This is a genomic window from Trichormus variabilis 0441, assembly GCF_009856605.1.
In the GTDB taxonomy this organism is placed as follows: Bacteria; Cyanobacteriota; Cyanobacteriia; order Cyanobacteriales; family Nostocaceae; genus Trichormus; species Trichormus variabilis.
In genome coordinates this window covers 6287616-6307327 of the sequence record NZ_CP047242.1, presented here as the reverse complement: position 1 = coordinate 6307327, position 19712 = coordinate 6287616, and the positions used below count along the sequence as shown (strand labels likewise).

Genomic DNA, 19712 nt, shown 5'->3' with positions numbered 1-19712 from the left:
TGCAGTGGGAAAAGTTCATTACCCATTACCCATTACCCATTTCTGGAAAGCCAGACTGATAGTTTGTATCCACAGGAAATTGTTCTAAGCTGCGTCTTATGTGTGCGTCATTTTGGAAACAGCACACAAAATACAGAGGCTTAGTATCAACTTAATAGTAGGAGATTAAGTATGGTTCATGTCCGCTATGGTGGTCAGAACGGTGAACAGTACGAATTAGCGATTAGTGAGAATCATATTGTAGTACGGACTGAAAGCCGCAGCTCGCTAATTAGCGATCGCCCCTTTGAAGCCGCCCCTGTTTCACCCCAAGCCCGTAATATCCTCAATCAATTCGAGTTATCAACTCGTTTCAGCCAAGCAGGTGTAGAAGTTCTCCATGTGAAGGAACCAAGCCACGATGGTGCTTTGCGCGACACAGCCAGGGAAATTCTCAATCAAGAACCTGAGGTGCAATTTGCCGGACGTGTGTTAATTGATCCGGTCAGTCAACAACCCATAGTTTACACAGAAAACCTCTTCGTGAAGTTTGACCACGAAGAAGACGTTAGTTTCTGCCAAGAAATTTTGGGACGCTACGGCTTAACAATTAAACGTCAACTAGAATACGCCCGTAATGCCTACTTTGTCAGCGCACCCTCCAATACTGGTTTAGCCATCTTTGATATTTCCGAAAGGTTGCTCAACGAGGAATCGGTGGAATTGTGTCATCCTGAATTGGTGCGGGAATTTAGACAACGTCAGGCATTTCCCCCGCAATGGCATCTCAAGCAAACCACGATTGGGGGTAAAACTATCAATGCCCACGCCAATGTTGAGGCGGCATGGAAGTTGAGCGATGGTACGGGAACGATTATTGCCATTATTGATGATGGTGTGGATATCGACCATGAAGAGTTCCGTTCCTCTGGTAAGATTGTCGCCCCTAGAGATGTCACACGGAAAACCAACTTTCCCACACCAGGAAACCGAGATAATCACGGTACGGCTTGTGCAGGTGTAGCTTGTGGTAATGGCAACTTTGGGGCTTCTGGGGTAGCGCCTGGGGCTAAGTTAATGCCCATTCGTTTCGTTTCTGCCCTGGGTTCCCAAGATGAAGCCGACTCTTTTGTCTGGGCTGCTCAAAATGGTGCGGATGTAATTTCCTGTAGTTGGGGGCCACCAGATGGTACATGGTGGGATGATAAAGACCCCCTACACAAGCAGAAAGTACCTCTACCCGATTCCACAAGACTAGCAATGGACTATGCCATCAATAAGGGGCGTAATGGCAAAGGATGTGTGATTTTATTCGCTGCGGGTAATGGTAACGAAAGCGTAGATAATGACGGCTACGCCAGCTATGAAAAGGTCATAGCTGTCGCGGCTTGTAACGACTTTGGTACTAGGAGTGCTTACAGTGATTTTGGTACAGCCGTCTGGTGTGCCTTTCCTAGCAACAACGGTAACCCTTCCCAAACCCCTGGTATTTGGACAGCCGATCGCACTGGTGTAGTCGGTTATAATTCCGGTAATACTAATCTCGGTGACCAGGCAGGCAATTATACAAATAGTTTCGGTGGCACCTCTAGCGCCTGTCCTGGTGCAGCTGGTGTCGCCGCCTTGATTCTCTCTCGCAATCCAAATCTGCGTTGGGATGAGGTCAGAGATATTATTAAACGCTCATGCGATCGCATTGATCCAGTTGGTGGTAACTATAACGCTGAAGGTCGTAGCCCATTCTACGGTTATGGTCGTATCAATGCCCTCAAAGCGGTAGAATTGGCACTACCCGCACAACCTGAGCCAGTCAGCATTTTCACGGCTGTGCAGGATGTCCCCATCAACGACTTGCAGATATCTCAACTCAGTTTAGCGATCGCTAACACCAACCCCATCAAATCTATCAAAGTTACGGTAGATATCGAGCATACCTACATCGGTGACTTAGTAGTTAGCCTCAACCCCCCTGCTGAATCCGGTGTATTACCAATCATCCTCCACGACCGCAAAGGCGGAGGCGCAGATGATATCAAACAAACTTACGATGAGGTGAGTACACCAGGACTAACTGCTTTGAAGGGTAAAATTCCTCAAGGAACCTGGACTTTAGAAGTAGCAGATAAAGCACAGGCGGATACAGGGAAGATTCGCAGCTTGACTATTGAACTTGGGTTTTAGGGGGATTAGGGACTGGGGATTAGGGACTGGGGATTGGGGACTGGGTAAAACTTTTACATATTTTCCCCTTCATCCCCTGCACCTTCCGCAATGCACGATTTTATTAGACCCCGTGCTTAATTCTTTCCCATCTCTCCCGAAAAAAATTGCTCTCATTATCATCCCGTTTGAACGAGTAAGCTCATACAATCTAAATGCCAGGGATAGTGCTTGAAAGCTACTCAGGATTGGTAATTAAGAAAATGATAAAATTTAGAACTGCGATATGTGCGAGTGTCATTTTATTTGGAACTCAGCTTGATGTGGAACCGAGCAAAGCTCTCCCTGCGTCACATAAGGCAGGGACTCCTCTACCTAATCCAACCGTGATATTAGGATTTGGTGGAGTTTTGCAACTGGACTGTATTCGACAGGTTGAAGCGGGTGAATATCGCTGTGCAAAGCGTTGGGCAGAAGTCACCCATTTGCTCAAATCATTAGTTTATCAAGATGTTGAATCGCAACTTATTCCACCCCTGCAAAATCAACTGGCGATCGCAAATCAATCCTGGCATCAGTTTCAAACACAACACTGCCAACAGTTAACTCAACGCTTACGCAATACACCAGATTTTCCAATTGCAACATCTGTCTGTTTAGCGCGATTAAATAACGATCGCATTCTAGAATTACAGAGAGGTGTTAAAATCATAACCTTCCAATCTCACGATCCTCGATTTGAATCCTTACTCGATCAACTCAAATTGAGAAATTCATCGGTGCAACGCCACTGGGAGGAATATCAAACTCAGTATTGCCAAATTGAAAAAGCTCTATTCTCCCTGAATACCCTGAGATTGGCGGAATGTCATCAGGGTCTGAGACAGGCTCGACTTCACCAACTGGAAGAACTTTTGGCAGCACCTGCTCGTGGCTTGGCTATCTTCAATAGTTCTGTACGACCTGGAATTCCAGAGCTAAATTGTGTGGATGAGACGCAGATCGGGTTAAATCAATGCGCGGTCTATTGGTCAAAAACAACTCAGTTTTTGCAATCAAGCATTTATGGCGATTGGGCAGAAAGACTATCGAAGCAGTATCAGCCAACATTTGGGATCGCACAGAAATACTGGCAAGACTATCGTGAAGCACATTGTACTGAGTTGGTTGAACCTTTTCAGGAAGGTTCTATGGCACCGATGCTCTATCATCGCTGTTTAGCTCGGCTAAATAACGATCGCATTGCGGATCTAAAGGGGATAGCTGTATACGATTCAGAAGACGAGGCGCAGCAAGCCCCAGTTACATCTGGGCAAGATACCACTCAAGCTCTGTGGGAGCGTTATCAAACTGAGTACTGCAAGTTTGAGTCACTGTTTTTTGGTAGTCAAACCAGAAGCAAGCAATGCCCAAATCGTTTAAATCTGGGGCGTTTGCGCCATATCAAAGCAATGATAAATACTCGTTAACAATTCAAAATACCCTGCGGGAAGCTAAAGCTACAAAATTCAAAATTAAAGACAGTTGGAGTCGGGGATTTAAACCCCAAATCAACTGATACTATGTGTAGACATAGGAGTCTTAAGCCCTTGAATTTACGATAAAGAGGAAAATAAGACTAGTTTATGACTTCAGACGATTGGCACTGAGGAGAACGATCGCAATCCCCAGTGTATAAGCAACCAAATCTCGCCAATCGAAAGTAGATCCAATTGTTAAATGAGCTAGCTGCGAGTTTCGCCAGCCTAAAATATCAATGAGATTAAGAAACTGAAGAAACTCAATCAAGTAGGCAAAGATCAGAGTCCCAATAGCAACCTTCCGTAGTGGAACTGCAATAAAAGCATGGACAAAGTAAGCAATCACCATGACAATTAAAACGTCGCCTAGTAACGGTCTAATCCAATCATCTCGGAAGAAGAGGGCAATTATTACAACTATTGCCAGTAGAATCGCAAACAGGGTGAAAGAGGTACGATTAAATCTCAACCACTTGAGATTACAGAATTGTTTAGGCACGATTGATTTCCTGGGTTTGATTCGCCAGGATCGTAACATTGTTCTTTAAAATATGATGAATCCAATTTTTGACAGAATTGGGAAATAGCTTCTTGCTGTCTTGGGTGATAAAAGGAGATTTCTCGAACAAATGTACAAGGTATAATAATATACTATTTATTTAATTGCCCATAAAACTGCAATCAATTGATGCCTATGGGTAGGAGGGCAAGCTGCATGGATTGCAAAGCACTAATTTACAATGGGGTAAGGAAACAGGCGATCACACCAATATACTCTCATTCTTCGGCGAAGTGGGATATGGGGAAACAGGCGATTCTCCATAGGAGACACTTCGTGAACGCACCAATAAAATACCCTCATTCTTTGGTGAAGTGGGATATTTCCCAAGAACCCCGGATAATTGAACAAATCGAGTTACCCTACGGTTTTAAATCTGTACCAGTACCAAGTATTGTTTTGTTACCAGATGGGGAAAGGTTTGCTGTGACTCCTTCTGAGGTTAGACTAGATTTCGGGATTAAAATACTTTGCTGGGATGACTTTTCCGTTGTGCAAACAGTTGAGGTACCCCATGCACCCTATGTGGAGACTTCCGAGGAGGATGAGTGTTATGGACATGGTAAATGTACTCATATTTCCTGGTTGGGAGTTACACCTTGCCAGCGATATTTAATGATTGCTGAGGCTTGGGGAGATATTTATCTAGTTAATTTAGAAAGCGGTGAGCAAATTCGTTGGTTGCGTCGTTGGCGAGATTATAATGCTGCTTTTGCCATCGATCCACAAATGCAGTTTCTCATTGTTAATTCTGTAGATATGGATGAGTCCCATCAATTTTACAGAATTGACAGTATCCTTGAGGGTAAATTGACCTATTTGGGTGAATATTCAGGTGGTGCGCGTTGTCATCTTGGCGGCTTGAGTTTTAGCCCAGATGGTCAGCGTCTGGTTTACACTGCATATCGATCTCCAGGTGTTGATTTGTTAAGTTTTCGGCTTGAACGCTCGATACTAAGCACTTTATCCCCGCAAACACAGGAACTGCTCGATCAAGACTGGGACAAATCGGAGCAATATCGGGCGAAAATGTGGGGTCAATTCTTTCGGTTGTACCATGACCATGATGGATTAAATCCTTGGCAAAGTAATATCGTTTGGTTAGATAACAACAGGCTATTGTGTGGTGTAGGGCAAATTCTGGCAGTGCTGTCAGCTCAGACAGGGGAAATAATAAAAACCTATGACGTGGACGCAGTGGTTAATACTTTGGTGTTTGACTACACATCTTCCCAAGCTATTGTTGCTACCAAGCAAGGGATAAAGGTGGTTGCGATCGCCTAATCTAATTGATGCTGCAATTTCCCTGTTACGGGCTGAACTCCCAAAAATCATGCCTCGTTGTGAGTCCTTTGCTACGATATTTTTGGAGCCAGTCTCTGGGTTAGAGCTATGTATTTAATCGCCCATCAAACTGCAAGCAAACGTTGGATTTCTGGCATTTTTCAAAGTCGAGAGAAAGCATTAGCATATCTTGCTATCATGCCCTCAGAAAACCAGCCCTATCTAATTGAGTCGAAGTATAGTGAAGACATAAATGGCGGTGATTGAGATGCGTGTTTTCCAGGTGAGTGTATACGGGAATATGGTATTGAAAATTGTCCTGTAATTCCTTTAGAGAGAAACTGAGAGTTGCGGGATGAGAGATAAGCATGAAAAAACGTTTGTTCTAATTGATGGATATACATTAGCGATCGCACAAAGCGATTCAGGTGTGTTATTCTCTGGTCGCCACAGTCGCAAAGCTATAAGCCGATATGACGATTCGCTCCTAATTCAGTTTTTGGCACGTCATGCCCATAATGATACGTTTTGGCAGTGCTTTCAGGCGCGTGAAATGTATGAGAATGAAGATAATCGCTTCTTTGTCAGAGATTGTCAACAGTTGATTCGCGATCACAGTTGGAAACTACCGCAAGTTTATCAAAATTGGGCGATTTGGGAACTGATCGATCAGCTGTTTCAAATTCATGGCGAGTCTTTCAATGAACCGATTTGTTTATGGCATCCGGGAAGTTACTATCCGATGTACGGTATTCCCTATGGAACTGCATTGAAGGTGATACAGGTTGCGCGGAATTGGAGCAATCTGCAAGAAATCGAGGGAATTGAACTGCTCAATGAAGCTCAGTGGAATTTACGCTTTGTGTCTGCTGCGAGTCCTACTCACTCTTTACTAATCCCGCAGATTTTGTCTGAGATTGAGGAAGCTGCTAGCACCTATATACTATTTTTTGAAGAACAAGCCCGCCTATATACACCCAATCAGGTTGCGGCAATTCGATATGAACTGCTGCATCAGATGGCGATACTCCTACCCTGCGGGAAGCTAACGCAACGGAGTCACTTCGTGAACGCCAACCTACTCAACCGTGAAATCTCGCCAGAAATTCTTGCTTGTCTAGTTGCTTATCCAAATCTGCAACGCTGCGTCATTCAAGCTGAAAAGCTATGGCGCTATTTAGATGGTGCTTCTGTGAGCCAAGAAAAAAATAGTTTGTGTTTAGATTGGATGTTTTTTGATCCACCACTACCTCAACCTGACTTTCATCAGCTTTGCTTACAGCATTTTCACAAAGCAAAATTGCAGTACCCGTATACGATCCCCTTTGAAACCGATGGGAAGCAATATCGACTGGTGACAGGAAGTGTATATCACAATGCGATCGGCTTGTTAACGGTTTTAGAAATTACGATGCCGATAAATGCGAATACCTTATTTACCAACGTGAATGAGCCGACATACCTAGAGTTAGTCATCTGGGCTTCGCAGACATCCTGCTTACCTCCCGTCGAAGATTGGGAAATGTCCGTTGATTGGAGAGGAAGAGAAGATGAGTTGGTAACTTTAGGAACAGATCCTTCCTTGCCTAAAGCTGAGTTTTTCTTGAACTGTTTAGCATCTCACCTTGCAAGGCTCTGGCAAAATGGCGATCGCACAGCGTTGAAAAAAGGATTGCTCCCTTTGCAAAGTTATTTCCCTAAAGAAACCTACTTTCTCTACTGTCGAGGTCAGATGCTACTATCCGGGGAACTGCGATTTAACTATGGGGAATGGTTTGATGGGGGATTTCTCCGGCTTTTTCGGGCAGAACAAGCGAAGTAATAATCATACCAAATGGTAAGAGGTGAGTGGATGTGGGAAGTCAGATATCTGAATGCAGAGTTACTCGATCTCAAACTTTGGGGCGAAGGCTGTCGCCTGTATCAGATTCGCCAAATGGGTGATGATGAGATTTGCTTGATTCAAACAGATGATACTCCGCAGGAGTCGCTATGCGAACGCTGGCAAGTTGTATATGCTGAACGTGGTGCGGTTCAACAACTGCTGTTTGAATTTACGGATGAGGCTGAAGCTTGTGAGTTTATGTATCGGGAGATAAAGAGAATCAAGCATCCCCATCTTGTAGGGCTATTTCCGACTGATGCAGAGGCAGAGCAGTTCTGTCAGGTGTTGACTCAGTTAGAAATTCAATTCTCTCACGACCCGCAAGGAAGGGTGAGGGTGTACGATCAAGAAATTTTTACAGTGGAGCGTCACTTCGGTTGCCAATTACCCCTGCGAAAATGGTTAAGTGTTCCTGAACGAATTCACGTCACCCTCGCTCGATTGCGAAAATTCGATCCATACAATTGCTATGCCCAAATTACGACTAATCCGCCAATTGGTTCTGAAGCAAAATTGAGCGAGTTAGAAGCAGAACATAGAATTAAACTGCCTGAAGTTTACAGAACATTTTTGCTAGAAGTTTGCAATGGTGGCAATTGGGAACGGCTAGGACATTACTGGTCGGCTGAGGAAGTTATGGCAAACAATTCTGCTCAACTATGGAATCAGCCTTTACCTGAGTTCCTCGCAAAGTTGAAAGCGGCAAAGTCGGGGGATTGGCTCACAAATCCAGGAAATCGGCAATATCCAGGGTTGTTACGAATTGTCGATTGGGATAATCCTGTGCGCGATTTGTTTCTCACCCAGGAAGGTTACGAGGTGGAAATTCAGGGAGATTGGATTCGTTTTTGTGAGTTTTCCCCAGAACAATGGCTCAAAGATTTTCTAGATGATATTCAATATGGGTTATTTCCAATTGAAGGATTACTGGCTTTTCTTCGCTCTGGGGAATTAATTCGAGATTACCCATACTTCCACACTGTGAATTTTGCCAGACTCCTTGCAGAAACGATTGGACTCAATATCGATCCTGAACTCACAAATGAGCAAGTGAAGATGAGCGATGAAATAGATTATAAAATCAACCAATGGCGAATTGAGAATATGGGTAAGATGCGGTACAACTTTGGCTTTAATGCAGAGCAAGCTGAGGTGCGAAGGCAACGAATTTTAGAAAGACTGGAATATTTATATCAACTTTATTCCTAAATTACACATAATCTGGAGAAAAAAGTTATGAAATAATAACTATATAATACAAAAATTGCTACGACTTTTTATTTGCTCTTTATTATTCTTCCAAACAGATGACGCAGTTGTTAGCACTATTAATTTCCTGGGGCATTGAAATACCTGTGGTGTTAATCACTTTAGCAAATACACAGCAATTTTTTTCCCGTGGGGATATCTACAATACGTCGATTATAGCCTTTGCTGCAACTCTCTTCACCCATCCCCTAGCTTGGGAAAGTAACCAAATACTAATTCCTTACATGGACTTTCCTCTCAGAATAGCACTGATAGAAAGCTGTGCGGCGATCGCAGAAGGTATTCTCTATGCAATAATTTTAAAATTAGGTTGGCAAAATGGTTTATTTTTATCCATCATTGCTAATGGAGCTTCGTTTTTAGGAGGTTTGCTAATCGATGAATCCTTGCGATCATAAATACTGGTAATGCAATATTTAGAAAATCTCTCTGATAGGCAAGCAACCCTTGCAGTACAAGGGGGATTGATTGTAAATACGCTTTGTCGTTGGAGTTGACAGACCCTGGTTTTGACTTTAGTGTTTTGAGCGAATTCCGCGACCGATTAATAACAGGTGGAGTCGAGCGACCAATACTAGACGTGATGCTGTCGAAATTTCAAGAACTTAAACTACTGTCAGGGCGTTAAGGCCGTTATTGTATTCTGTGCATCTTAACAACGAGCAGTTTATAAGGTAAAAGTAGATACAGCTAAGAATTCTTGAAGAATCACAATGGATGTAATATGAGTGAATTAGTTGTAGTCAACTTTGATGACAAATACAAAGCAGATGCAGTGCTTCTAGAACTGCTAAAACTTGAACAAGAGTATTTAGCTGACTTGGAAGATGCAGTTATTATCACCAAAAATGCACAGGGTAAGATTAGGGTTAAACCGTATCATGATTTAGTTAAACCCGGTGATCTGAGCAATGAACTTTGGGGTGGAATCATTAGCTCCACTTTCTTTCACCGCTTTCTGACAATTAAAGAGAGCGTGTTTGATAGTAATTTCTTAACCGAAGTTGAAGAATCTTTAAAGCCAAATTCTTCATCTTTATTTGTCCTGATTAATTATGCTCACCCAGAGAAAATAATTGCGGAATTTCATCGGTTTGAAGGAAAGTTAATTAGAACAACTCTGTCTAAACACCAAATAGATAATCTACAAAAAACTTACCAAAAAGCCTAAATAATTCGAGTGCTTAAAATAAATTATATGGCTAATAAAATTACTGAAAAGCTCAAGCAAGCTACCGATAGTTTGCTAATGATGAGTGAATCAGAGTATCCTTTTGAAGTGTTTTCATGGTCTAACCAAGTTCAAGAACCTTTGACAAATCAAAAACTTATTCAGTTAACAGGACATTCCCAAGATACATCAGTTGAAGAAGTAGAACTAGATTATTTATTTCGTAACTGTGCTTTAGAAAAAGAATGGCACGATGAAATACAAAGACAAAATGTGCAGAAGTTTCAATCACTTGTCAAAACATTAAAAGATAATCTGACTAATATTCATGTCTATCGGATAGGCACGATAAATATCGATATCTATATTATTGGTAAAACACCATCTGGGGATTTAGCGGGAATTACCACAAAAGTTGTAGAAACCTAATTAATCAATTATTAAGCTGTTACGCATTTAAATTGTATATTTCGCACTCAGGTTGTCAAAAGTCCAAAGTCCAGAGTCCAAGCTAGCCTTTGACTCTGGACTCTTGACTATGGACGGCCCTGACGCAAGAATATTTGATTTAGGTGCGTATCACCTTAGCCTGTCCATAATTTACAGACAGGCTTTAAGTTTTTAGTGAGCTAACTATCCTTACAAATTGTCAACTCTAGCCTCAATTACAGATTGAGTAGTTGTAGAGACATTAGAGAGCAAATCGTAACCAGTGTTTACTTCGATAGAGTCAACACTAACTCTGTAGTCTCTCCAATTTGCATATCTAACACCTTGTGTATTAGGTATGTTTACAGCAATTACTCTTGTGCTAGTCGTTACGCTGGCAGCACCAGAATTTGGTCTATTTAGGACTACAATAACTTTCCAAGTTCTAGCTGGGACTGTAACTTTACCACCAGCAATAGTGCTGAAGGTTCCATTCGACCCGGTTCCACCAGTGCCATAGGAACCAGAAATAATATAGAGTTCTTTACCTTGATTGACCACTAAATCTCGACAATAATTTTCTAGATTTGCCCATACTCCCTGATTATTATCAGGTGCTTGGGGTATCATATTTGTCATCAAAAAAGTAGCAGAGTTATTTGCAATTGTATTTGTTCTATCTGCTGAAGGAGTCATGTGACCACGGTCAAAGCCACTACCACTGTAATCAGAGGAAGTAACTCGGTAGCAGCCTGAAGGTAATGTAGTATCTGCACGAAAATCATCTTGGCGAGGCGCACTTCCGAGCCATGATGTATTTAACTGCCAACTTACCCAATTTGGTGTCCCTCTATAGCAATTGTAAGAAACTGCATATTGAGGTTTGCTTAATAAAAGATTACTGTAACTAGTATTAGCCCCACTAGGATTGCCCATCGTTAAATGAACACTTGAGGTTTGGGCAGTTAAGGGATTTTGTAGATAACTAAGCAGGATTAATGATATTGCTGGTAAGGCAATAAGTAGAATAGTCTTAGAAAATTTAGACTTCTTCATTCGTTACTATTTATTTGTTGAAACTAACTACAATTGCTTCTGTTAAAATTACAGAAACTCAGTCAAACTGAGCGATTGTAATATAGCTTTGGTTGTATAAGCAGAGGTTAAAAAGTTGCAAACATTGCATTAACATTTAGTAATCATTTAGGTGATTATTTTAAATAAACGTTTCCAATAACATGGAAAAATTATAATTATTTCTGTTATGAAGTTGGCATTAGCCTTTTCTATAGAACGCTACGCTTTCCTCGTAGGGTATGGAGTTTAGTTGAGTTAACAGAAGGACTTCCAGAGTTAAGTATTTATCGTCCCATTGTTGGGTAAACTGCGCCAATTGAAGAGGATCATACGCGCTAAAAATTAAGGAAGTTGCGCTGTCGCGGCTATATAAACTCTTACAAATAAAGCTAGTAAGCTAAATCAGAGAATTTTTTCTGAGTTTGTTTCTTAGTTTTAATCTTTTGCTAGCAGTTTCTTAACCTAGCTGGGATAGCTTGAGGGCAATGGAACCGAATAGCAATTGGGGTATGTAGCCATTTTATGGCATATATCCTGATTTCTGGGAGAGATTTAGCGATCGCCGTAGGTCATCGACTATCCCCCAAGTTTAGCTGATTGCTCTAACTGTAAACTGCATCTTTGCAGTTGATTTTCTTTTGATGCCAAAAATAATGTCATTCATACTCCAAATTCCCAAAGCTTCTGACTTTGGGTCAATTTGTTCATTATTCAATCTTTTATCGGTGTAGCCACGCCCCAAACTCTGGATGTAATTGAAAACAAATTTATGGTAAATACTACAGTCCGCTTTTCCCAATTCAACGCGTCTCTCAACCGTAACGCTGAAGGTCAGTTAGTCAGTGATTTATCTACCCCTAATAACGCTCAAGCAAAGGCTGTGGCGGAAATCATCCAGCGCAATAACCCGGATGTGTTGCTAATTAATGAGTTTGACTACGATAGTGATGATCCTTTAGAAGCGGTTCGACTTTTCCAACAAAATTATCTAGGTGTGAGCCAAAATGGTGCAACGCCTGTTAATTATCCTTATGTTTACATTGCTCCCTCGAATACAGGTATTGCTTCTGGTTTTGACTTAAATAATAATGGTGTAGCTGTGACCACTCCAGGGGCATCAGGATATGGTGATGATGCCTTTGGTTTTGGTAGTTTTCCTGGTCAATTCGGGATGTTGCTTTTATCCAAATACCCGATTGATACAGCTAACGTCCGCACCTTCCAAAATTTCTTATGGAAGGATATGCCAGATTCATTGTTACCTACTATCCAGAGTCCTGGTTCTCAAACGCCTTGGTACTCACCAGAAGAACAAGCGGTTTTGCGCCTCTCCTCTAAAAGCCACTGGGATGTACCCATTTTGGTGAATGGTGAAACAGTTCATGTCCTAGTTAGTCACCCCACACCCCCAGTTTTTGATGGTGCAGAAGACCGGAACGGTAAACGCAACCATGATGAGATTCGTTTTTGGGCAGACTATATTACCCCTGGTGAAGGTGGTTATATCTATGATGATGCTGGGGGAACTGGCGGTTTAGCTGCGGGGTCGAGCTTTGTGATTATGGGTGATCAAAATGCTGATCCCTACGATGGGGATAGTTTTGATAACGCTATTCTGCAATTGTTACAAAATCCTGGTGTTAATACTAACTTTATTCCCAGCAGCCCTGGTGCAGCGCAACAGTCAGCCTTACAAGGGGGAGCAAATACCAACCACCAAGGTAATCCTAGTTTTGATACAGCTGACTTTGCTGATACCACTCCGGGGAACTTGCGCTCAGATTATGTTTTACCTTCTACGGACTTGCAGATTACTAACTCGCAAGTTTTCTGGCCTGTAAATAATGATCCCACATTCCCCCCAGTGGGAACGTTTCCTTTCCCCAGTTCTGACCATCGCTTGGTGTCGGTCGATGTTCAGGTGGGGGCGACTGAAGCGGGTAAAACTATTACTGAGTTGGAGTTTCAAGGACAAACTACTTTCCCCACAGGCTTTATTCCTAATGGTGCGGCTGGGGTAGTTAATGGATTGGCAGCCCCGGTGGGTGGGTTATCTGGTGTTACCTATGATGCAGCCAACAACCGTTACTATGCTATCTCTGACGATCGCTCTCAATTTGCCCCTGCGCGTTTTTATACTTTTACAAACAACGGAGATGTAACTTTTACTGATGTTGTCACTCTCAAAGATAGAAATGGTAATACTTTCGCCTTAAGTAGCCTTGACCCAGAAGGTATCGCTTTAACTAATAACGGGACTGTATTTATCTCTTCCGAAGGTGAGGCGAATCCTAGCGCGGGTCGGGTGACCAATCCCTTTATTAGAGAGTTTTCCTTAACAACAGGTCAAGAAGTGCGATCGCTTTTTGTCCCGACTAAGTTTCTCCCTGTTGTCCAAGATACCAATAACAACGGTGTTGTTGATACTGGTGATACCCAAACATCAGGGGTTCGCAATAACCTAGCCTTTGAAAGCCTCACCATCACACCAGACCAAAAAACTTTATTCACTGCAACAGAAAACGCCCTGTTCCAAGATGGTGCTAGGGCTTCTCTCACTGGTGGTAGCCGTTCGCGGATTCTGCAATATAACTTAGTTAGTGGTCAGCCAGAAAAAGAATATCTTTATATTACAGATGCGATCGCTGCATCGCCAAATCCAGCCACAGGCTTTAGTGATAATGGCTTGGTAGATTTACTGGCGATTGATAACCGTGGTACTTTGCTGGCGGTGGAACGTTCCTTTGCTCAAGGTGTGGGGAATACAATTAAAATCTACGAAATTTCTCTCCAAGGTGCGACCGATATTAGCACCATTAACTCTCTCGATAGTTTAAATACCACAGAATTTGCTGCCATTCAACCCGCCCAAAAGCGCCTATTGTTGAATCTCAATGACCTCAACCTACCCAATGGTACAGACAACATCGAGGGTATTAGCTTCGGCCCCAAACTAGCTGATGGTAGCCAATCGATTGTCTTGGTGAGTGATAACAACTTTAGCGGTACGCAATTTACGCAAATCCTTACCTTGAGTGCAGAGATAGTTCCTACGGTTACGCCGACAGTGGAAACTCGCCCTGACTTACTCGACGATGATAATCCGTCAATTCCGGTGATTGACCAGAATGCGGATGCTGACGACCCTGCAATTTATGTAAATGCGACGAATCCCGATGCTAGCCTTGTCATCACTTCAGTGAAAAACGCCGGATTGCGGGTTTATGACTTGTCAGGGAACTTGTTACAGAGTATTAATCCTGGTGGTATTCGCTACAACAACGTAGATTTGCAATACGGCTTTCAATTAGGCGGTCAATCTATAGATATCGCCGTAGCAAGCGATCGCCAAAATGATAAGCTGGTATTCTTCAAAATTAACCCCAACCCCAGCACCCCCGGTCAATATTTAGAAAACATCACCGACAGTAATCTTGGGACTCTCTTCCAAGGCGCACCCTTCGCACCGCCCTATTCTTCTTCTTCCCGCAGCGCTTACGGTCTAGCTTTGTACCGTAGCCCGTTTACGAATGATTATTATGTCTTTGTCAATCGCCGTCAAACTGGAGACATCGCCCAGTTAAAACTTATAGACCAAGGTAATGGCAAAATTGGGACGCAATTAGTCCGACAATTCACCATCCCCACCGATGCGGGAATTGACCCCCAAACTGAAGGGATGGTGGTAGACCAAGAAACTGGCTTTTTATATATTGGACAAGAGAATGTCGGTATTTGGAAATACGAAGCCGAACCGAACCGTGGGAATACAGGTAGGCTAATTGACAGAATTAAAGATTTGGGCGGTTCCTACCTAACAGATGATGTAGAAGGCTTGACTATTTACTATGGCGAAAATGGCACAGGTTACTTACTAGCATCGAGCCAAGGTGAAAATACCTTTGTTGCTTATACCAGGGAGGGTAACAACGATTATATCGGTAGTTTTGCCGTGGGGAATAATGGAGCGATCGACAGTGTGCAAGAGTCCGATGGCGCAGATGTAGTTAACGTCCCATTAGGTGCTAATTTTCCCTTTGGTTTGTTCGTTACCCAAGATGGAGACAATCAACCAGCCAACGTAGTTGATGGTGAAAATGTTAACGCTAACTTCAAGCTAGTACCTTGGGAAAATATCGCCAATGCTTTTTCTCAACCCCTAGACATTGACACCACCAGTTACGACCCTCGTAATCCCGTCGCCCAACCCAGATTGACCATCTACGATTTTGATAACCTACCCAAATTAGGGACAACTTCCGCAGGTCAAGATATTTTCCTCGGTGGTTTCTCTGGGCTTTATTTCCAAGGTATTGCTGCTAATGGTAACTTGAAATTCGTCACCCATACAGACCGCGGCCCCAATGGCGAAAACATCGGTGCAAATAGACCATTTGCTTTACCCAACTTCCAACCAGAAATTATCAGCTTTGAACTCAACCGCGCTACAGGCGAAATCACCATCACCCAAAGAACCGGATTGTTCCGCCAAGATGGGACAACGCCCTTAACTGGACTACCCAACCTGCAAGCCGGCGCAAGAAACACGGCCTACACTGATGAAATTCCCGTTAACTTACAAAACCAAATCTTACCCAACGACCCCTTGGGCGCTGATTTAGAGGGAATTGTTGTAGATAAAAATGGGGATTACTGGTTGGTAGATGAGTACCGTCCAGCAATTTATCATTTTGATAGTAATGGCAAACTAATCGAGCGTTTTATCCCCAGAGGAACAGCTACTGCACCCAACCCCGACCAACCAGCCGGTACTTTTGGGATTGAAGTATTACCCGAAGTCTACGCCCAACGCCGCAATAATCGCGGATTTGAAGCTGTGGCGCTGGAGGGTAACAAACTTTACGCCTTTATTCAAAGTCCCATTGATAATCCGGACAATACTGGTGATACAGTTTCTCGTAGTTCCCGTAACTTAAGGATTCTGGAGTTTGATCTTGTCAGTAAACAGGTAACAGCCGAATATATTTATTTACTGGAAGGTCTGCCAAATACTGACAAAATCGGTGATGCAGTTTCCTTGGGTAAGGGCAAATTCGCCGTAGTTGAACGGGATGATGGTGAAACCGCCGACGCTAATAAATTGATTTTTCTCATTGATTTAGCAGGGGCTACCAATATCAATAACCCTGCTAACTATAGCTTGCCCAGTGGTAAAACAATTGAACAACTGACACCAGATGAGTTAACTGCTGCTAATGTTACCCCTGTAAGTAAAAGTTTAATCGCCAATGCGGCTGAACTGGGTTACACAGGTGTGGGTAAATTGGAAGGACTAGCACTCGTCGCCCCCAATACTCTCGCCCTACTCAATGACAATGATTTCGGTGTCACTGGAACTACCACCAATCCTGATGGGACAATTAGCATTCGAGTTGCACCGCTACCGGAAAGACTGGCTCTTTTGGAACTCCCTAATAATTTACCAGTCACACAGCCATTAGATATTCAGTTCGGCTCCTCTGGTAGTGATAATATTACGGCGGAACCCGGTCAAATATTATTCACAGGTGATGGTGCAGATACAGTAGATTCCCCTGGGAATAATACTATCTCCACGGGCAACGGAGATGATACGGTATTTGTGGGCAGTAATGCTTCTGTCTCTACTGGCAATGGTAACGATCAAGTCTTCATTGGTGTGAATGGCCCTGCCAGCAATACTACAGCTAACGGTGGTAATGGTGAGGACGAAATCACCGTGATTGAAGCAGGGGGAAGTAACAACCTCTTTGGCGCAGCAGGTAATGATACTCTGCAAGTAATTGAAGGTTCTCGTCAATTCGCCTTTGGTGGTTCTGGTAACGACACCCTCACAAGTAACGGTAGCTATAACCGTCTCAATGGTGGTTCAGGAGATGACAAATTATTCTCCAGTGTGAATGACTCTTTGTTCGGTGGTGATGGTGATGATGTGCTATTTGCAGGTCAAGCCGGTAGTAACCGTCTGAGTGGTGGCGCTGGTGCTGACCAGTTTTGGATTGCTAATGGTAGTTTACCAACTAGTAAGAATACGGTGACGGACTTCGCTGTCGGTGTTGACAAAATTGGATTGGGGGGAATTGGTGTGACACAATTTAGTGCTTTAAGTCTGGTACAGCAAGGTGCTGATACTTTGGTGAAGCTAGGCGCGACTGAGTTAGTTATATTGCAAGGAATTAACTCAACAAGTCTCACTCTCACGGACTTTGTGTTTGCGGTAAGTGTGGTGGCTTAGTTATGCCAATTCGCATCTGATATGGATTAATGTGAGTTCGATGTATTTGGAATAACCCTCCTCCATAGCTTGCTTTGCTACGAAGGCTTAAACCTACCTTCAGGGTCGTTGCTACACACCGAGTCACTGACGCGAGAAGGGGTGCAAGACCAAAACCCCTCTCCTTATCCTTAACAGGCAACACAGGAATATTTAGGGCAAATACTGATTCATCCTTACCCAATCTTGAGTTGAGCCGACATTCGGATTTTCACTGTTATCATTCGTACCATAAACTTGTCCTTGACGGTTCATCCAATAGTAGTTGTAGTTTGTTGGTAACTCGACATTGGGATAACCATAAGGATTTGTCCACGTTGTGACATTGCCCAGGTTCTCTCGAAATTGGAAATTTTGACGATCTATAGACTCACCTCGTTGGCGTGTTACTTCATCCCAGGTATGCTTAGACCATTCGCGGTATTCCCTGTGCCTTTGCCCTTCAGTTTGCGAGATTTCTAGATTCTGCGCCATAATTCCTTGTATTCCAAAGGCTGCTCCATTGGTAGCTGAAACCTGAGATGCTACTTGTGGCAACCATGAAACATAATTAACCCACTGTGATTGGTGGGATGCTGCACCAGTCATCACCATCGTACAGATGTTATAGCTATACGCAATGCTGCATTTGGCTATCCCTTGACAGGGGATACCATTGTACATATAGGTATAATCCCACTCATAAGCAACCGTGCATCCAGCAATTGGTTGAGCTTGGCGGGGCTGACTCATTTGTAGGTTATAGGGCTGCATTGCCAACAGCTTCTCATAGACAAACTGCCAGGGGTTGTAGTTTGCTGGCAGTCCAGAATTTCCTACCATGATTGTCAAAGCAGCATTGTCTCTTGAAAATAAAACAACCGCAAATTGCCCATCTTCAACCACTCGCCAACCACTCGGCACTACATAACTAAAGTAATGCCCATGCCGGATTTCCAGCGAACCAGGAGTAGGAAACGAAGACTGATTGTAGTTGTACATTTGGCTTTGTGGTAAAGGTGAAAACTTATGCTGGATACATCTTGAGTATGGGGTTTTACAGACTGGATTGTCACTTTTCCTCGCTTGTATTTTGCACAGATGGGCGATCGCCTCCCCACTGCCAAGTTTCCTTTCTGCGACACGCTGCGCGATCGCTTGAATCTGATGCGCTCTTCGCCCACGATAAGCGTTAGCGGAGCTGATCGTAGATATCGCTCTTGTGGGTAGGCATTACACTTATTCAATCATCAGATAGAGTCAGAGTAGGGAAACTAATGATACTTTGAAATGATGTAAAGTTCATCTCAACCCCCGAAGTGAATAACTCAGTATTAATTGCCCTGACCCTCACCGCGTCTATAGCTCTATCGCCAGTCAGCATTGCTGGTATCCAAGGTTCAACCCAAACCATCAAAATGTCTTCATTTAACCTCAGTTCCCAACAATGGCAAAACCGCGTGCTATTAGTGTTTGCACCGTCTGTTAATAACCGTACTTATCAACAACAGATGCAGTTATTTGAACAGCACCAAAACGGTTTTACAGACCGGGATTTAGTTCTGGTTCAGGTTTTGTCAACAGATAAAAGCTATGCCAACGGACAGTTAATAGATGAATCTTCTGTGGTCAATTTGCGCGATCGCTTTGGAGTTGACAAAGATAATTTTCGCGTTATTTTGGTAGGCAAAGATGGTGGTGTTAAACGCCATAACACTACACCAGTCCCAGCTACAGCAATTTTTGAGCAAATTGACGCTATGCCCATGCGCCAGCAAGAAATACAAGAGCGAAAAAGAAAGTAACTATAAAATAAAATACGAGCGAGTCAAAATTAGACCTCTTGAGCGATCGCCTTACCAATTCAAAATTCAAAATACCCTTCGGGAACGCCAAGGGCGAACAAAATTCAAAATTAAGAATCAACATAGGACAAGCGTTTGGGGCTGTATATCTGTCGCATTCTTTTTTCAAATTGGTATGAGTAGCTCAATTTAAGAAGCTGTGGCTACAAGCAGTCCAAGAGCAATCAGAAAAAGTTTAATAGGCTGTTCGGCACGCCGTAAAACTAGACAATAGGAATTGCCTGTTCCTAGTACAATCAATTCCGTAGAGTACGAATGCTT

Annotated in this window: 15 protein-coding genes and 1 pseudogene; 13 read left to right on the top strand and 3 right to left on the bottom strand. The window is 43.0% G+C overall.

Translation table 11 applies throughout. The features are described 5' to 3' along the window. The first annotated feature begins 171 nt into the window (after positions 1-171). Entirely contained in the window at positions 172-2160 is a 1989-nt protein-coding gene (locus GSQ19_RS26020) for a S8 family serine peptidase (protein ID WP_011320700.1), read from the top strand. A gap of 242 nt (positions 2161-2402) precedes the next feature. Next, positions 2403-3608 carry a lysozyme inhibitor LprI family protein gene (locus GSQ19_RS26015; RefSeq protein ID WP_199312797.1) on the top strand — a complete coding sequence of 402 codons (1206 nt, stop codon included), beginning with the start codon at positions 2403-2405 and terminating at the stop codon, positions 3606-3608. 154 nt (positions 3609-3762) lie between these two features. On the opposite strand, the gene GSQ19_RS26010 is transcribed toward GSQ19_RS26015, so the two are convergent. After that, complete coding sequence (locus GSQ19_RS26010; protein ID WP_224311593.1) at positions 3763-4158, bottom strand: ribosomal maturation YjgA family protein; 396 nt, start codon at positions 4156-4158, stop codon at positions 3763-3765. A gap of 336 nt (positions 4159-4494) precedes the next feature. Between GSQ19_RS26010 and GSQ19_RS26005 the strand changes: the two genes are divergently transcribed. The 8 genes and pseudogenes from GSQ19_RS26005 to GSQ19_RS25970 all read left to right on the top strand — a co-directional run bounded on the left by GSQ19_RS26005 (position 4495) and on the right by GSQ19_RS25970 (position 10256). Then, on the top strand, positions 4495-5502 hold the full coding sequence (locus GSQ19_RS26005; RefSeq protein ID WP_224311595.1) for a hypothetical protein: 1008 nt from the start codon (positions 4495-4497) through the stop codon (positions 5500-5502). Positions 5503-5610: 108 nt separating this feature from the next. Next, positions 5611-5769: a hypothetical protein gene (locus GSQ19_RS26000; protein ID WP_153228350.1), complete on the top strand. Its 159-nt coding sequence runs from the start codon at positions 5611-5613 to the stop codon at positions 5767-5769. An 88-nt stretch (positions 5770-5857) separates the two neighbouring features. After that, on the top strand, positions 5858-7324 hold the full coding sequence (locus GSQ19_RS25995; protein ID WP_011320696.1) for a hypothetical protein: 1467 nt from the start codon (positions 5858-5860) through the stop codon (positions 7322-7324). Positions 7325-7336: 12 nt separating this feature from the next. Further along, entirely contained in the window at positions 7337-8596 is a 1260-nt protein-coding gene (locus GSQ19_RS25990; RefSeq protein ID WP_228119702.1) for an SMI1/KNR4 family protein, read from the top strand. 98 nt (positions 8597-8694) lie between these two features. Continuing rightward, positions 8695-9054 carry a hypothetical protein gene (locus tag GSQ19_RS25985; protein WP_011320694.1) on the top strand — a complete coding sequence of 120 codons (360 nt, stop codon included), beginning with the start codon at positions 8695-8697 and terminating at the stop codon, positions 9052-9054. Further along, positions 9055-9281: pseudogene (locus GSQ19_RS25980) on the top strand (transposase); the annotation flags it as partial. 99 nt (positions 9282-9380) lie between these two features. After that, on the top strand, positions 9381-9827 hold the full coding sequence (locus GSQ19_RS25975; protein WP_011320693.1) for a DUF1269 domain-containing protein: 447 nt from the start codon (positions 9381-9383) through the stop codon (positions 9825-9827). Positions 9828-9854: 27 nt separating this feature from the next. Continuing rightward, positions 9855-10256, top strand: coding sequence for a nuclease A inhibitor family protein (locus tag GSQ19_RS25970; RefSeq protein ID WP_011320692.1), 402 nt, complete (start codon positions 9855-9857; stop codon positions 10254-10256). A gap of 210 nt (positions 10257-10466) precedes the next feature. On the opposite strand, the gene GSQ19_RS25965 is transcribed toward GSQ19_RS25970, so the two are convergent. Then, positions 10467-11312 carry a DNA/RNA non-specific endonuclease gene (locus GSQ19_RS25965; RefSeq protein WP_011320691.1) on the bottom strand — a complete coding sequence of 282 codons (846 nt, stop codon included), beginning with the start codon at positions 11310-11312 and terminating at the stop codon, positions 10467-10469. Positions 11313-12102: 790 nt separating this feature from the next. Here GSQ19_RS25965 and GSQ19_RS25960 point away from each other — a divergent pair. Further along, positions 12103-17568 (top strand): phytase, encoded by a 5466-nt coding sequence (locus tag GSQ19_RS25960; protein ID WP_041456969.1) that lies wholly within the window; start codon positions 12103-12105, stop codon positions 17566-17568. A gap of 192 nt (positions 17569-17760) precedes the next feature. Here GSQ19_RS25960 and GSQ19_RS25955 read toward each other — a convergent pair whose 3' ends face one another. Further along, a complete protein-coding gene (locus GSQ19_RS25955; RefSeq protein WP_011320689.1) occupies positions 17761-18588 on the bottom strand; it encodes a hypothetical protein in 828 nt (275 codons plus the stop codon). Between the two features lie 8 nt (positions 18589-18596). Here GSQ19_RS25955 and GSQ19_RS25950 point away from each other — a divergent pair, with 8 nt between their 5' ends. Both GSQ19_RS25950 and GSQ19_RS25945 read left to right on the top strand, forming a co-directional pair. Further along, the gene (locus GSQ19_RS25950) at positions 18597-18782 is read left to right on the top strand and encodes a hypothetical protein (RefSeq protein ID WP_159368360.1); all 186 of its coding nucleotides are present in this window, start codon (positions 18597-18599) and stop codon (positions 18780-18782) included. Positions 18783-18905: 123 nt separating this feature from the next. After that, complete coding sequence (locus tag GSQ19_RS25945) at positions 18906-19391, top strand: DUF4174 domain-containing protein (RefSeq protein ID WP_011320688.1); 486 nt, start codon at positions 18906-18908, stop codon at positions 19389-19391. Positions 19392-19712: the final 321 nt, after the last annotated feature.

Excerpts from the sequence above, each read along its gene's own strand:
- GSQ19_RS26020 (WP_011320700.1), top strand. The coding sequence starts at position 172 with ATGGTTCATGTCCGCTATGGTGGTCAGAACGGTGAACAGTACGAATTA.
- GSQ19_RS26015 (WP_199312797.1), top strand. The coding sequence starts at position 2,403 with ATGATAAAATTTAGAACTGCGATATGTGCGAGTGTCATTTTATTTGGA.
- GSQ19_RS26000 (WP_153228350.1), top strand. The coding sequence starts at position 5,611 with ATGTATTTAATCGCCCATCAAACTGCAAGCAAACGTTGGATTTCTGGC.
- GSQ19_RS25995 (WP_011320696.1), top strand. The coding sequence starts at position 5,858 with ATGAGAGATAAGCATGAAAAAACGTTTGTTCTAATTGATGGATATACA.
- GSQ19_RS25990 (WP_228119702.1), top strand. The coding sequence starts at position 7,337 with ATGGTAAGAGGTGAGTGGATGTGGGAAGTCAGATATCTGAATGCAGAG.
- GSQ19_RS25985 (WP_011320694.1), top strand. The coding sequence starts at position 8,695 with ATGACGCAGTTGTTAGCACTATTAATTTCCTGGGGCATTGAAATACCT.
- GSQ19_RS25975 (WP_011320693.1), top strand. The coding sequence starts at position 9,381 with ATGAGTGAATTAGTTGTAGTCAACTTTGATGACAAATACAAAGCAGAT.
- GSQ19_RS25970 (WP_011320692.1), top strand. The coding sequence starts at position 9,855 with ATGGCTAATAAAATTACTGAAAAGCTCAAGCAAGCTACCGATAGTTTG.
- GSQ19_RS25965 (WP_011320691.1), bottom strand. The coding sequence starts at position 11,312 with ATGAAGAAGTCTAAATTTTCTAAGACTATTCTACTTATTGCCTTACCA.
- GSQ19_RS25960 (WP_041456969.1), top strand. The coding sequence starts at position 12,103 with ATGGTAAATACTACAGTCCGCTTTTCCCAATTCAACGCGTCTCTCAAC.
- GSQ19_RS25955 (WP_011320689.1), bottom strand. The coding sequence starts at position 18,588 with ATGTACAACTACAATCAGTCTTCGTTTCCTACTCCTGGTTCGCTGGAA.